Raw genomic sequence first — 15,058 nt, forward strand, 5'->3', positions numbered from 1 at the left:
CCGCTTGCAGCTTGACGCTCATGGCTGTTTCCAAGGCACCAGCCATTGCGCTGAAGCGCGCACCAATTGCTCGGTCAGCAAACCCAGCAACTGACCGCCATTGCGCCAATGATGCCAGTACAACGGCACGTCGATCGGTTTATCTGGCAACAACTCGCGCAACATCCCGCGTTGCAGTTGATCGCGTACTTGCAGTTCCGGCACCAGGCCCCAGCCCAATCCAGCTTCGGTCAGGCGGATAAAACCTTCCGAGGACGGGCATAAATGATGTTCGAATCCGCCGTCTACGCCGAGCGAGGCCAGGTAGCGATGCTGAAGAAAATCATCCGGCCCGAACACCAGCGCCGGCGTGCGCGGCAGCTGCTCGGCGCGCACGCCGTCGGGGAAATGCCGTTCGATGAATGCCGGGCTGGCCAAGGCGCGATAACGCATCGCGCCGAGCAATACGCTGCGTGCCCCCGCGACCGGCCGCTCACTGGCGCAGAGGCAGGCAGCCACTTCACCGGCGCGCATGCGTTTGAGGCCGACGGTCTGGTCTTCCACCACCAGATCCAGCAATAAATGCTGTTCGGCGCAGAAATCACCCACCGCCTCGGCCCACCACGTTGCGAGGCTATCGGCATTGAGCGCAATGCGCAGACGTTCCGGCAGACCTTCTTCGTCCAATGCCGGCACCAGTGTCTGCAGGTCGCGTTCGAGCAAACGCACCTGTTGCACATGGTTGAGCAAGCGTCGGCCAATCTCGGTCGGCGACGGCGGCGTGCCGCGTATCAGCACCGGTTGGCCGACCCGCGCCTCAAGCAGTTTGATCCGCTGCGAAATCGCCGACTGCGACAACCCCAGTATTTGCGCCGCGCGCTCGAAGCCGGCCTGCTCGACCACGGCGGCCAGAGCGGAAAGCAATTTGTAGTCGAACATCAGTTTTCCTAATGAGCGATCAGCACTATTGGTTTTTCTTATACAGGTTTCGCCCGGAGAATAGCCAGCAAGCACTCTTTATCAAGGACCACTGTCATGGCTGGGGAAACTTCACTCTCGACTCTGCTGCGCAGCATGAGCCCGCAACTCAACGCCGGCGAATATGTGTTCTGCACCCTGCGCGACGCTCAGATGCCCGATGGCCTGACGATTGTCGGCAGCTTCCGCGAACAGGAAGGTCTGACGGTGATTCTCGAACGGTCCGACGCCGAACAGGCCGGTTTCAGCTTCGACTACGTCGCCGCGTGGATCACCCTCAACGTGCATTCAGCGCTGGAAGCGGTTGGCCTTACCGCTGCATTCGCCACGGCGCTGGGCAAGGCCGGCATCAGTTGCAACGTAATCGCCGGTTATTACCACGACCACTTGTTCGTCGGCCAAGCCGATGCCGAACGCGCCATGCAAGTGCTGCGCGATCTGGCAGCTAACGCGGAGTAAAGATTATGTGGCAAAGCTATGTGAACGGCCTGTTGGTGGCGTTCGGGCTGATCATGGCGATTGGCACGCAGAACGCGTTTGTATTGGCGCAAAGCCTGCGGCGTGAACACCACCTGCCCGTGGCGGCGCTGTGTGTGATTTGCGATGCGTTGCTGGTCGCCGCTGGCGTGTTCGGCCTGGCGACGATTCTGGCGCAGAACCCGACGCTGCTGGCGATTGCCCGTTGGGGCGGCGCGACGTTTTTGATCTGGTACGGCAGCCAGGCGCTGCGCCGGGCCTGTTCTAAACAGAGCATGAACCAAGGTGAGAACCAGACCGTGCGTTCGCTGCGTGCGGTGATGCTCAGCGCTTTGGCCGTCACGCTGCTCAACCCCCACGTTTATCTGGATACGGTGTTGCTGATCGGTTCACTCGGCGCGCAACAATCGGTGCCGGGGGCTTACGTGGTCGGTGCTGCGAGCGCTTCGCTATTGTGGTTTTTCACCCTCGCGCTAGGCGCGGCATGGCTGGCGCCATGGTTGGCCCGACCGAGTACCTGGCGGATCCTTGATCTGGTGGTGGCGTTGATGATGTTCACGGTTGCCGGGCAGTTGATATTGGCGGGCTGATTTATTCCAAACAGCTCTGGAACCTCTATCCCACACAGTTGTTGCGTGGTTATGGCGCAACCCCGGTGCTATGATCGAAACCCTGCGCCGCAAAGAGTAAAAACTCGCCGGTGCATTTCTGGCCGCCCGTGATCGGCCTTGCGCTCACCGCAACAGACCTGATTAGGAGAATCATCATGGCTTTCGAATTGCCGCCGCTGCCTTACGCACACGATGCCCTGCAGCCGCACATTTCCAAGGAAACCCTGGAATACCACCACGACAAGCACCACAACACCTACGTCGTGAACCTGAACAACCTGGTGCCAGGCACCGAGTTCGAAGGCAAGACCCTGGAAGAAATCGTCAAGACTTCCTCGGGCGGTATCTTCAACAACGCCGCTCAGGTCTGGAACCACACTTTCTACTGGAACTGCCTGGCGCCAAACGCCGGCGGTCAACCAACCGGCGCGCTGGCTGAAGCCATCAACGCTTCGTTCGGTTCGTTCGACAAGTTCAAGGAAGAGTTCAGCAAAACCTCGATCGGCACCTTCGGTTCCGGCTGGGGCTGGCTGGTGAAAAAGGCTGACGGTTCCCTGGCTCTGGCCAGCACCATCGGCGCCGGCAACCCGCTGACCAGCGGCGACACCCCGCTGCTGACCTGCGACGTCTGGGAACACGCTTACTACATCGACTACCGCAACGTTCGTCCTAAGTATGTCGAAGCGTTCTGGAACCTGGTCAACTGGAAGTTCGTTGCTGAGCAGTTCGAAGGCAAAACCTTCACCGCTTAAGCTGCGCGCCAGTCAAAAAACCCGGCTATTGCCGGGTTTTTTTATGGGCGTTCAATGATCGTTCCCACGCTCCTGCGCAGGAATGCAGGCCGTGACGCTCCGCGTCCCTAGCGGCATTCCCAAACAGAGCATGGGAACGATCATGGCGTTATTCCCACAGTAAATGCAGCCGCAGACGGCTTGCCGCCTCGGTACAGACGGCTAACATCAAAACATTGGGAATATTGTCGCGAACCGCTCAAGTTGAGGGCCGAAACAACCGACACAGTACAAATAGGGCTAATACTCCAGACAGCAGCATTTCGGCCAACGCCACGGGTAATTCATCCCGGGCCTGATTGTCCCTTTGACTGCCAACACGGGATTGCCAATACTCATGGCAAACTGACGCTACCCGCTCGGAACAAGGAATAACCCTTTGAAGCTGGAACTCAAGAACAGCTTGTCGGTGAAGTTGCTCCGGGTCGTGCTCCTGTCGGCATTGATCGTCGGCGTGGTCTTGAGCTGCGCGCAGATTGTTTTCGACGCCTACAAAACCCGTCAGGCGGTTGCCGGCGACGCCGAACGCATCCTCGACATGTTCCGCGACCCCTCGACCCAGGCCGTTTACAGCCTCGATCGGGAAATGGGCATGCAGGTGATCGAAGGCCTGTTTCAGGACGATGCCGTGCGTCAGGCCTCCATCGGCCATCCCAACGAAGCCATGCTCGCGCAGAAATCCCGCGACCTGCAGCATTCCAACAGCCGCTGGCTGACTGACCTGATCCTCGGTCAGGAACGCACCTTCACCACGCAACTGGTGGGGCGCGGCCCGTACAGCGAATATTACGGCGACCTGAGTATCACCCTCGACACCGCCACCTATGGCGAAGGGTTTATCGTCAGCTCGGTGATCATTTTCATTTCCGGCGTGTTGCGCGCACTGGCCATGGGTCTGGTGTTGTATCTGGTCTATCACTGGCTGCTGACCAAACCGTTGTCGCGGATTATCGAACACCTCACCGAGATCAACCCCGATCGCCCCAGCGAACACAAGATTCCGCAGCTCAAGGGTCACGAGAAAAACGAGCTGGGCCTCTGGATCAACACCGCCAACCAATTGCTCGAGTCCATTGAGCGCAACACCCACCTGCGCCACGAAGCGGAAAACAGCTTGCTGCGCATGGCCCAGTACGACTTCCTGACAGGCCTGCCGAACCGCCAGCAATTGCAGCAGCAACTGGACAAAATCCTCGTCGATGCCGGCAAGTTGCAACGCCGGGTCGCCGTGCTGTGTGTAGGGCTGGATGACTTCAAAGGTATCAACGAACAATTCAGCTACCAGACCGGCGACCAATTGCTGTTGGCGCTGGCTGATCGTCTGCGCGCCCACAGCGGCCGCTTAGGTGCCCTCGCCCGCTTGGGCGGCGACCAGTTTGCGCTGGTCCAGGCCGATATCGAACAGCCTTACGAAGCAGCGGAGCTGGCGCAAAGCATCCTCGATGATCTGGAAGCGGCGTTTGCCCTCGATCATCAGGAAATCCGCCTGCGAGCGACCATCGGCATCACCCTGTTCCCCGAGGATGGCGACAGCACCGAGAAGCTGTTGCAGAAGGCTGAGCAGACCATGACGTTGGCGAAGACCCGTTCGCGCAACCGCTATCAGTTCTACATCGCCAGCGTCGACAGCGAGATGCGTCGCCGCCGCGAACTGGAAAAAGACCTGCGCGATGCCTTGCTGCGCGATCAGTTCTACCTCGTCTATCAACCGCAGATCAGCTATCGCGATCACCGCGTGGTGGGCGTCGAGGCGCTGATTCGCTGGCAACATCCGGAACACGGTCTGGTGCCGCCGGACCTGTTCATTCCACTGGCCGAACAGAACGGCACGATCATCGCCATCGGCGAATGGGTGCTGGATCAGGCCTGCAAGCAACTGCGCGAATGGCACGATATGGGTTTCGCCGACCTGCGCATGGCGGTGAATCTGTCCACCGTGCAGTTGCACCACGCCGAGCTGCCGCGCGTGGTCAACAACCTGATGCAGATGTACCGCCTGCCGCCGCGCAGCCTGGAACTGGAAGTCACCGAAACCGGCCTGATGGAAGACATCAGCACCGCCGCCCAGCATCTCTTGAGCCTGCGCCGCTCCGGTGCGCTGATCGCCATTGATGACTTCGGCACCGGTTATTCATCGCTGAGCTATCTGAAAAGCCTGCCGCTGGACAAGATCAAGATCGACAAGAGCTTCGTTCAGGATCTGCTGGATGACGACGATGATGCGACCATCGTTCGCGCGATCATTCAACTGGGCAAAAGTCTGGGCATGCAGGTGATTGCCGAGGGCGTGGAAACGGCCGAGCAGGAAAGCTACATCATTTCCGAAGGCTGCCACGAAGGTCAGGGTTACCACTACAGCAAACCGCTGCCGGCGCGCGAGCTGAGCATCTATCTCAAGCAGGCACAACGCAGTAATGCGGCGATCCTTTGATCGTTGCCACTTCAGCGTCGTAAATAAGAAATATTTCCAGCCACAACCCTTTACACATAATGCGAAAGATTTGCATTATGTCGCAGCTTTGCGCACCCCCGCGCCTGTCCAATCAATCAACGAAGCAGGATGTTCGCCATGATTCGTATGCCTCTGGCTACCGCCAGTCTGCTGGCCATCGCTATTTCCCTCGCCGGTTGCGGCGAAGGCAAAGACAAGGCCGCCGCACCGGCCGCACCGACTCCAGCCGCCAGCACCACCGCACCTGCGGCTGCTCCTGCCGCTGCCGGTAAAGTCGATGAAGCCGCCGCCAAGGCTGTGGTTGCGCACTACGCCGACATGGTCTTCGCCGTTTACAGCGATGCCGAATCCACCGCGAAAACCCTGCAAACCGCCGTCGACGCTTTCCTCGCCAAGCCGAACGCCGACACCCTGAAAGCCGCCAAGGCTGCCTGGGTCGCCGCGCGCGTTCCGTACCTGCAGAGTGAAGTATTCCGCTTCGGCAACACTATCATCGACGATTGGGAAGGTCAGGTTAACGCCTGGCCACTGGACGAGGGTCTGATCGACTACGTCGACAAATCCTACGAGCACGCACTGGGTAACCCGGGCGCGACCGCCAACATCATCGCCAACACCGAAGTTCAGGTCGGCGAAGACAAGGTCGACGTCAAAGACATCACCCCGGAAAAACTCGCCAGCCTCAACGAGCTGGGCGGTTCTGAAGCCAACGTCGCCACGGGCTACCACGCCATCGAATTCCTGCTGTGGGGCCAGGACCTCAACGGCACCGGCCCAGGCGCTGGCAACCGTCCTGCTTCCGATTACCTCGAAGGCGCCGGCGCCACTGGCGGTCACAACGATCGTCGTCGTGCCTACCTGAAATCCGTGACCCAACTGCTGGTCAGCGACCTGGAAGAAATGGTCGGTAACTGGAAGCCGAACGTGGCTGACAACTACCGCGCCACTCTGGAAGCCGAGCCGGGCGAAACCGGTCTGCGCAAAATGCTCTTCGGCATGGGCAGCCTGTCCCTGGGCGAACTGGCGGGCGAGCGCATGAAGGTTTCCCTGGAAGCCAACTCCCCAGAAGACGAGCAGGACTGCTTCAGCGACAACACGCATTACTCGCACTTCTACGATGCCAAAGGCATTCGTAACGTTTACCTGGGCGAGTACACCCGTGTTGACGGCACCAAGATGACCGGCGCCAGCCTGTCGTCGCTGGTGGCCAAGGCTGACCCGGCTGCCGACACCGCATTGAAAGCCGATCTGGCGGCCACCGAAGCCAAGATCCAGGTCATGGTCGATCACGCCAACAAGGGTGAGCACTACGACCAGTTGATCGCGGCGGGCAACACCGCTGGCAACCAGATCGTTCGCGACGCGATCGCATCGCTGGTCAAGCAGACCGGTTCGATCGAAGCCGCTGCTGGCAAACTGGGCATCAGCGACCTGAACCCGGACAACGCTGATCACGAGTTCTGATCACAGCGTCTGCGTCAAAAAAAGGCGACCTTCGGGTCGCCTTTTTCATCCCTGCCAAACACAAACCCCTGCTTGAAGGTGTACCCAATCAATCCCTGTGGGAGCGAGCCTGCTCGCGAAGGCTGTATCGGCCACCACATTCTCAGCGCGTCAGACGCCGCTTTCGCGAGCAGGCTCGCTCCCACAGGGTTTGCATGGGCTTGAAGGTTTGCGCCATATAAAGCAAACGATAATTCCTCTTATTCAAACCCCCTCGCCCTGTTAGACTTTGCGCCTTTGTTTTCGCCCGTCCGCAGGATGTCTGATGCCCTCGCTGCCTCTTCGCTTGTCCGCACTGTTTCTGGCCTTGGGCCTGAGTGCCTGCGATGACGCCCCGCGTTTCACCAAGGCCGAGCCCGGTGAAGCACGCTCGGGCGGAGCGGCGACCGTGCGCAAGACCGATCAGAATGCATTCTCGCTGCCCTCGGCGAATCTGCCGCCATCGCGGCGGGTGGATTTCAGCGTCGGTAACAGCTTCTTTCGCAGCCCGTGGGTGATCGCACCATCGACCACCACTGCGCGCGACGGTCTCGGGCCTTTGTTCAACACCAACGCCTGCCAGAACTGCCACATCAAGGACGGTCGCGGTCATCCGCCGACGCCGGATGCGGCCAACGCGGTGTCGATGCTGGTTCGATTGTCGATTCCCGATGCGCCGGAATATGCCCGGCTCATCGAGCAGGTCGGTGTGGTGCCGGAGCCGGTCTACGGCGGCCAGTTCCAGGACATGGCTGTGCCCGGCGTCGCCCCGGAAGGCAAAGTGCGCGTCGAGTACACGCCAGTGCCCGTGCGGTTCAAGGACGGCACAGAAGTCGAATTGCGCAAACCGGTGTTGCACATCACGCAGCTCGGCTACGGCCCGATGCACCCGGACACACGTTTTTCCGCCAGGGTTGCGCCGCCAATGATCGGCCTCGGTCTGCTCGAAGCCATCCCCGACGATGCGATCCTCGCCAACGCTGCTGCACAGACCAAAGACAACAAAGGCATCAATGGCCGCCCCAATCAGGTCTGGGATGACGAACTGCAAAAAACCGTCATGGGCCGATTTGGCTGGAAAGCCGGGCAACCGAACCTCAATCAACAGAATGTTCACGCGTTTTCAGGTGATATGGGCCTCACGACCAGCCTGAGACCTTTCGATGACTGCACCGATGCGCAAACCGCCTGCAAACAGGCGCCGAACGGCAACGGCCCGGATGGCGAGCCGGAAGTCAGCGACAACATCCTGCGTCTGGTGCTGTTCTACAGCCGCAACCTCGCCGTGCCTGCGCGCCGTGGCGTTAACGATGCCGACGTCATCGCCGGCAAGAACCTGTTTTTTCAGGCCGGTTGCGATTCGTGCCACACGCCGACATACACCACCGCCGCCAACGCGGCCGAACCTGAACTGGCCAATCAAGTGATTCGCCCTTACAGCGATCTGCTGCTGCATGACATGGGCGACGGTCTCGCCGACAACCGCACGGAATTCCAGGCCTCCGGCCGCGACTGGCGCACACCGCCGTTGTGGGGGATTGGCCTGACGCAAGCGGTCAGCGGTCACACACAGTTTTTGCATGACGGTCGCGCGCGCAATCTGCTCGAAGCGGTGCTCTGGCACGGCGGCGAAGCGAAAGCGGCGCAGCAACAGGTTTTGTCTTTCAATGCCGAGCAGCGTGCCGCGCTGCTGGCGTTTTTGAACTCACTATAAACACTGATAAAGAATCGGGAGCCCGACATGTTCCGTCCCAAGCTACTGTTCACCAGCCTTGCCGCGCTCGCCCTCGGCGCCTGCTCGCCGCAGGATCCGCAAGCGGTCACCTCGGCGGCCATCGCCAAGTCGGTGATTCTGCCGACCTACACGCGTTGGGTCGAAGCCGACAAGCAACTGGCGGTCAGCGCCCTCGCCTACTGCCAGGGCAAAGAAACCCTGGAAACCGCCCGCGCCGACTTCCTTCACGCGCAGAAAGCCTGGGCTGAGTTGCAACCGCTGCTGATCGGGCCGCTGGCCGAGGGCAACCGTTCGTGGCAGGTGCAGTTCTGGCCGGACAAGAAAAATCTTGTCGGCCGTCAGGTCGAGCAACTGGTCGTCGCGCAGCCGCAGATCGATGCCGCGGCACTAGCCAAATCGAGCGTGGTCGTTCAGGGTCTGTCGGCCTACGAATACATCCTGTTCGACGCCAAGCCTGACGTGGCCAACGCCGATCAGAAAGCCAAGTACTGCCCGCTGCTGATCGCCATCGGCGAGCGTCAGAAGCAACTGGCCGAAGAGATTCTGCAGAGCTGGAACAACACTGACGGCATGCTCGCGCAGATGACCAAATTCCCCAACCAGCGTTACGCTGACTCCCACGAAGCGATCGCCGATCTGCTGCGGGTGCAGGTCACCGCGCTGGACACCCTGAAGAAAAAGCTCGGCACGCCAATGGGCCGCCAGAGCAAGGGCGTGCCACAGCCGTTCCAGGCCGATGCATGGCGTAGCCAGTCATCCCTGACCGCGCTGGAAGCCAGCCTCGCCGCCGCCAAAAGCGTGTGGGAAGGCGTCGACAACAAAGGCCTGCGCAGCCTGCTGCCAAGCGATCAGAAGCCACTGGCCGACAAGATCGATGCCGCTTACGCTGCCTCGCTGAAACTGTTCGACAGCACCCAGCGTTCGCTCGGCGAAATGCTCGAAGACGACGCCGGTCGTCAGCAACTCAACGATATCTACGACAGCCTCAACGTCGTCCATCGCCTGCACGAAGGCGAACTGGCCAAGGCGCTGGGCATCCAACTGGGCTTCAACGCCAACGACGGTGACTGATGAGGGCAAGTGCCATGCTGCGACGCCAGGCTCTGACTTTAGCTAGTACGCTGCTGGGAGCAGTGACACTGGGCGGCTGGACGCTGTTCAAACGCAAGGATCAGAGCCCGCTGTTGCTGTCGGCGCGCGACGATACCGACGGCAAGCACTACGCCGTCGGTTATCGGCTCGACGGCACGCGGGTGTTCGCCACTGAAGTCGGCCAGCGTTGCCACGACATCATCAACCACCCGACGCAGCCGATTGCGCTGTTCGTCGCACGTCGCCCGGGCACCGAAAGTTACCTGATCGACCTGCGCGACGGCACGTTGTTGCAGACCGTGACCTCGCAGCCGAACCGGCATTTCTACGGGCATGCCGTGGTGCACAAGGACGGCGAGTACCTGTACGCCACCGAGAACGACACGACCGACCCCGGTCGTGGTTTGCTTGGCGTGTACAAGTTCGTAGGCGAGCGACTGGTGCACAGCGGCGAGATTTCCACCCACGGCCTCGGCCCGCATCAAGTGTCATGGATGCCTGACGGCGAGACGCTGGTGGTGGCCAACGGCGGGATTCGTACCGAGGCGGAAAGCCGCGTCGACATGAACCTCAACGCCATGGAACCGAGCCTGGTGCTGATGCAGCGCGACGGCACGCTGCTGAGCAAGGAAACCCTGGCCCAGCAGATGAACAGCGTGCGGCACTTGGGCATCGCCAGCGACGGCACCATCGTCGCCGGTCAGCAGTTCATGGGCGCGTCTCATGAACGCTCGGAGTTGCTGGCGATCAAGCGTCCGGGCCAGCCCTTCGTGGCGTTCCCGGTGCCGGAGCATCAATTGCAGTCGATGGGGCATTACACCGCCAGCGTCGCGGTGCACAGCGAACTGCGTCTGGTCGCGCTGACGGCGCCGCGTGGCAACCGCTTCTTTATCTGGGACCTGGACAGCGGCGAAGTGCGCCTCGATGCGCCTCTGCCCGATTGCGCTGGCGTCGGTGCGGTGCAGGACGGCTTTGTCGTGACGTCCGGACAAGGGCGCTGCCGCTACTACGATTGCCGTCAGGATGAACTGCTGGCCAAACCGCTGGAATTGCCGGCGGGGCTCTGGGACAACCATCTGCATTTGATGGCATAACCGGCCCGTTTCAGCGACAGATACGCCATCAAGGGTGAGCGGGATTTCATCCCCCTCACCCTTTTCATCACCTGTAATAACTGCCAGTTGGAATACCCCCTGTACTCGGAGTAATGTGCCCGCCTGTCTCACCTGATTTATCCAAGGAACTGGAAATATGCTGCGTCGCCGCATGCTGATCATGTTGGGTGTTGTTTTGCTGATCGTCCTCGTGCTGGGCGGGTACAAAGCCTTTTCGATCTACACGATGATCCAGGGCTTTTCCAAACCGAAACCGCCGATCAGCGTCGCCGTGGCCAGCGCCTCGGAACAACCGTGGCAGATGCGCCTGCCCACCGTCGGCACGCTCAAGGCGCTGCAAGGTGTCGAACTGAGCCTGGAAGTCGCCGGCACTGTCACCGAGCTCAAATTCGAATCCGGACAGAAGGTCAAAGCCGGGCAGCCGTTGCTGCAACTCGACAGCGCCGTCGAAACCGCCCTGCTCGAAACCGCCAAGGCCGATCTGGGTCTGGCGCAACTGGACTTCGGCCGTGGCGCGCAATTGGTCGACAGCCGGGCCATCTCCAAAGGCGAATTCGACCGTCTCTCCGCCGTTCTGCAAAAGAACAAGGCCACGGTCAATCAGCTCAATGCCTCGCTGGCGAAAAAACGCATCCTCGCGCCATTCAGCGGCACCATCGGCATCCGTCAGGTCGACGTCGGCGACTACCTCGCCAGCGGCACCAAAATCGCCACGTTGCAGGACTTGAGCAGCCTCTACGCCGACTTCTACCTGCCCGAACAATCGGTGCCGAAACTGGCCATCGGCCAACCCGTACAGATCTCGGTCTCCGCTTACCCCGGGCAAAACTTCGCCGGCAAGATCAGCGCGATCAACCCGATCGTCGAAAGCACCACACGCAACATCCTGATCCGCGCCACCCTGGCCAACCCCGATGGCAAACTGCTGCCGGGCATGTTTACCAGCCTTGAAGTCCTGCTGCCTGACCCGCAAAAACACATCGTGGTGCCGGAGAGCGCAATCACCTACACCCTCTACGGCAACTCGATCTATGTGGTCGGGCAGAAGAAAGCCGAGGACGGCAACGTCGAAAAGGATGACAAGGGCCAACCAGTACTGATCGCCGAGCGCCGCTTCATCGAAACCGGTGAACGCCGCGATGGCCTGGTGATGATCAACAAGGGCGTGCAGAGCGGCGAACAAGTGGTGACGGCTGGCCAGATCAAACTGGACAACGGTGCCCACATCGCCATCAGCGACGACAAGACCCTCGGCGAGCAGAACAGTCCGCCCCGCGCCGACTGATCAAGGAATCCCCATGGCTTTTACCGATCCGTTCATCCGCCGCCCGGTGCTTGCCACCGTGGTCAGCCTGTTGATTGTGCTTTTGGGTTTTCAGGCCTGGAGCAAGTTGCCGCTGCGCCAATACCCGCAAATGGAAAACGCCCTGATCACGGTAACCACCGCCTACCCCGGGGCCAACGCCGAAACCATTCAGGGCTACATCACCCAACCGATGCAGCAGAGTCTGGCCAGTGCCGAGGGCATCGACTACATGACCTCGGTGAGTCGCCAGAACTTCTCGACGATCTCGATCTACGCACGCATCGGCGCCAACACCGACCGCTTGTTCACCGAACTGCTGGCCAAGGCCAACGAGGTGAAAAACCAGCTGCCCCAGGACGCCGAAGACCCGGTGCTGAGCAAGGAGTCCGCGGACGCCTCGGCGCTGATGTACATCAGTTTCTTCAGCGATGACCTGAGCAATCCGCAGATCACCGATTACCTGTCACGGGTAATCCAGCCAAAACTGGCGACGCTGCCGGGCATGGCCGAAGCGGAGATTCTCGGCAATCAGGTGTTCGCCATGCGCCTGTGGCTCGACCCGGTGAAACTCGCCGGTTTCGGCCTGAGCGCCAGCGACGTGACCAACGCCGTGCGCCAGTACAACTTCCTCTCCGCCGCCGGCGAAGTGAAAGGCGAGTACGTGGTCACCAGCATCAACGCCAATACCGAACTGAAATCCGCCGAGGCTTTTGCGGCGATTCCGCTCAAGGTCAGTGGCGACAGCCGCGTGCTGCTCAGTGACGTCGCGCGGGTGGAAATGGGCGCGGAAAACTACGACTCGATCAGCTCGTTCGGCGGCACGCCTTCGGTATACATCGGCATCAAAGCCACACCGGGGGCGAACCCGCTGGATGTGATCAAAGAAGTGCGCAAGATCATGCCGGAGCTGGAGGCGCAGCTGCCGCCGAACCTCAAAAGCGAAATTGCCTACGACGCCACGTTGTTCATCCAGGCCTCGATCGATGAAGTGGTGAAGACCCTGTTCGAAGCAGTCCTGATCGTTATCGTCGTGGTGTTCCTGTTCCTCGGTGCGCTGCGCTCGGTAGTGATCCCGGTGGTGACTATTCCGCTGTCGATGATCGGCGTGATGTTCTTCATGCAGATAATGGGGTACTCGATCAACCTGCTGACGTTGCTGGCGATGGTGTTGGCCATCGGCCTGGTGGTGGACGATGCGATTGTCGTGGTGGAGAACATTCACCGGCACATCGAGGAAGGCAAAACCCCGTTTGATGCCGCCCTTGAAGGCGCCCGGGAAATCGCCATGCCGGTGGTGTCGATGACCATCACCCTGGCGGCGGTGTACGCGCCGATCGGTTTCCTCAGCGGGCTGACCGGGGCGCTGTTCAAGGAGTTCGCCCTGACCTTGGCCGGGGCGGTGGTGATTTCCGGGGTCGTCGCGCTGACCCTGTCACCGATGATGTGCGCCTATCTGCTGCGGCACGAACAGAATCCCAGCGGCCTTGCCCATCGCCTCGACCGCATCTTCGACGGCCTCAAGCGCCGCTATCAAAGCACGCTGCACGGCACACTGAATACGCGGCCGGTGGTGCTGGTGTTTGCAGTGATCGTGCTGTGCCTGATTCCGGTGTTCCTCAAGTTCACCAAATCGGAACTGGCGCCGGATGAAGATCAGGGCATCATCTTCATGATGGCCACCGCCCCGCAGCCAACCAACCTCGATTACCTGAGCACCTACACCGACGAGTTCATCAAGATCTTCAAGGAGTTCCCGGAGTACTACTCGTCGTTCCAGATCAACGGCTACAACGGTGTGCAGGCCGGCATCGGCGGCTTCCTGCTTAAACCATGGAACGAACGCAGCCGCACGCAGATGGAAATCCTCCCCGAGGTGCAAGGCAAACTGGGCGCCATAGCGGGTCTGCAGATCTTCGGCTTCAACCTGCCCTCCCTGCCCGGCACGGGTGAAGGCTTACCGTTCGAATTCGTGATCAACACGGCCAACGACTACGAGCTGCTGCTGCAAGTCGCTGACCGGATCAAGAAACGCGCAATGGAGTCGGGCAAGTTCGCCTTCGTCGACCTTGATCTGGCGTTCGACAAACCGGAGGTGGTGGTCGACATCGACCGCGCCAAAGCGGCGCAGATGGGCGTGTCGATGCAAGACCTTGGCGGCACCCTGGCGACACTGCTTGGAGAGGCGGAAATCAACCGTTTCACCATTGAAGGCCGCAGCTACAAGGTCATCGCTCAGGTTGAACGGCCGTATCGCGACAACCCGGACTGGCTGAACAACTACTACGTGAAAAACACCCAGGGCGAATTGCTGCCGTTGTCGACGCTGATCAAGGTCAGCGACCGCGCACGACCGCGACAGCTCAACCAGTTCCAGCAACTCAACGCGGCGAAGATTTCCGGGTTCCCGCTGGTGAGCATGGGCGAAGCCATCGACACCGTGTTGCAGATCGCCCGCGAAGAAGCGCCCGCCGGTTTTGCCTTCGACTACGGCGGCGCTTCCCGGCAGTTCGTGCAGGAAGGCAGTGCCCTGTGGATGACGTTTGCCTTGGCGCTGGCGATCATTTTTCTGGTGCTGGCGGCGCAGTTCGAGAGTTTCCGCGATCCGCTGGTGATTCTGGTGACGGTGCCTTTGTCGATCTGCGGAGCTTTGATTCCGCTGTTCCTCGGCTGGTCGAGCATGAACATCTATACCCAGGTCGGGCTGGTGACGCTGATCGGGCTGATCAGCAAGCACGGGATCCTGATCGTCGAATTCGCCAACCAATTACGCAAGGACAAAGGCCTGACCGCACGGGAGGCGGTCGAGGAAGCCGCGGCCATTCGTTTGCGACCCGTGTTGATGACCACAGCGGCGATGGTGTTCGGCATGGTGCCGTTGATTCTGGCGACGGGTGCGGGGGCGGTCAGCCGCTTTGATATCGGCATGGTGATTGCGACGGGGATGTCGATCGGGACGTTGTTTACGCTGTTTGTGCTGCCGTGCGTTTACACCCTGCTGGCGAAACCCGATCCCAAACCAATCGCATAACCCTGTGGGAGC

At 60.5% G+C, this 15,058-nt stretch carries 11 protein-coding genes; 10 read left to right on the forward strand and 1 reads right to left on the reverse strand.

Annotated elements, in window-relative coordinates; translation table 11 throughout:
• Positions 1-18: 18 nt before the first annotated feature.
• On the reverse strand, positions 19-918 hold the full coding sequence (locus tag ACQ4OE_RS20450; RefSeq protein ID WP_430947699.1) for a LysR family transcriptional regulator ArgP: 900 nt from the start codon (positions 916-918) through the stop codon (positions 19-21).
• Positions 919-1,014: 96 nt separating this feature from the next.
• Here ACQ4OE_RS20450 and ACQ4OE_RS20455 point away from each other — a divergent pair, with 96 nt between their 5' ends.
• From ACQ4OE_RS20455 to ACQ4OE_RS20500, 10 genes are all read left to right on the forward strand, one after another.
• Complete coding sequence (locus ACQ4OE_RS20455; protein ID WP_430947700.1) at positions 1,015-1,416, forward strand: ACT domain-containing protein; 402 nt, start codon at positions 1,015-1,017, stop codon at positions 1,414-1,416.
• A gap of 5 nt (positions 1,417-1,421) precedes the next feature.
• Positions 1,422-2,024 carry a LysE/ArgO family amino acid transporter gene (locus tag ACQ4OE_RS20460; RefSeq protein WP_430947701.1) on the forward strand — a complete coding sequence of 201 codons (603 nt, stop codon included), beginning with the start codon at positions 1,422-1,424 and terminating at the stop codon, positions 2,022-2,024.
• A 176-nt stretch (positions 2,025-2,200) separates the two neighbouring features.
• Positions 2,201-2,797, forward strand: a complete 597-nt coding sequence (locus ACQ4OE_RS20465; protein WP_008085479.1) for a superoxide dismutase — start codon at positions 2,201-2,203, stop codon at positions 2,795-2,797.
• Positions 2,798-3,215: 418 nt separating this feature from the next.
• Positions 3,216-5,267, forward strand: coding sequence for a bifunctional diguanylate cyclase/phosphodiesterase (locus ACQ4OE_RS20470; RefSeq protein ID WP_122589704.1), 2,052 nt, complete (start codon positions 3,216-3,218; stop codon positions 5,265-5,267).
• 138 nt (positions 5,268-5,405) lie between these two features.
• Positions 5,406-6,752, forward strand: coding sequence for an imelysin family protein (locus tag ACQ4OE_RS20475; RefSeq protein WP_008085485.1), 1,347 nt, complete (start codon positions 5,406-5,408; stop codon positions 6,750-6,752).
• A gap of 304 nt (positions 6,753-7,056) precedes the next feature.
• Entirely contained in the window at positions 7,057-8,484 is a 1,428-nt protein-coding gene (locus ACQ4OE_RS20480; protein WP_430947702.1) for a di-heme oxidoredictase family protein, read from the forward strand.
• Between the two features lie 27 nt (positions 8,485-8,511).
• Positions 8,512-9,576, forward strand: coding sequence for an imelysin family protein (locus tag ACQ4OE_RS20485; RefSeq protein ID WP_430947703.1), 1,065 nt, complete (start codon positions 8,512-8,514; stop codon positions 9,574-9,576).
• A gap of 14 nt (positions 9,577-9,590) precedes the next feature.
• Complete coding sequence (locus tag ACQ4OE_RS20490) at positions 9,591-10,691, forward strand: DUF1513 domain-containing protein (RefSeq protein WP_430947704.1); 1,101 nt, start codon at positions 9,591-9,593, stop codon at positions 10,689-10,691.
• A 157-nt stretch (positions 10,692-10,848) separates the two neighbouring features.
• Positions 10,849-11,997 carry an efflux RND transporter periplasmic adaptor subunit gene (locus tag ACQ4OE_RS20495; RefSeq protein ID WP_430947705.1) on the forward strand — a complete coding sequence of 383 codons (1,149 nt, stop codon included), beginning with the start codon at positions 10,849-10,851 and terminating at the stop codon, positions 11,995-11,997.
• 13 nt (positions 11,998-12,010) lie between these two features.
• Positions 12,011-15,046 (forward strand): multidrug efflux RND transporter permease subunit, encoded by a 3,036-nt coding sequence (locus tag ACQ4OE_RS20500; protein WP_430947706.1) that lies wholly within the window; start codon positions 12,011-12,013, stop codon positions 15,044-15,046.
• The last annotated feature ends 12 nt before the right edge of the window (positions 15,047-15,058 follow it).

This window comes from Pseudomonas sp. WC2 (assembly GCF_050586545.1).
GTDB lineage: Bacteria > Pseudomonadota > Gammaproteobacteria > Pseudomonadales > Pseudomonadaceae > Aquipseudomonas.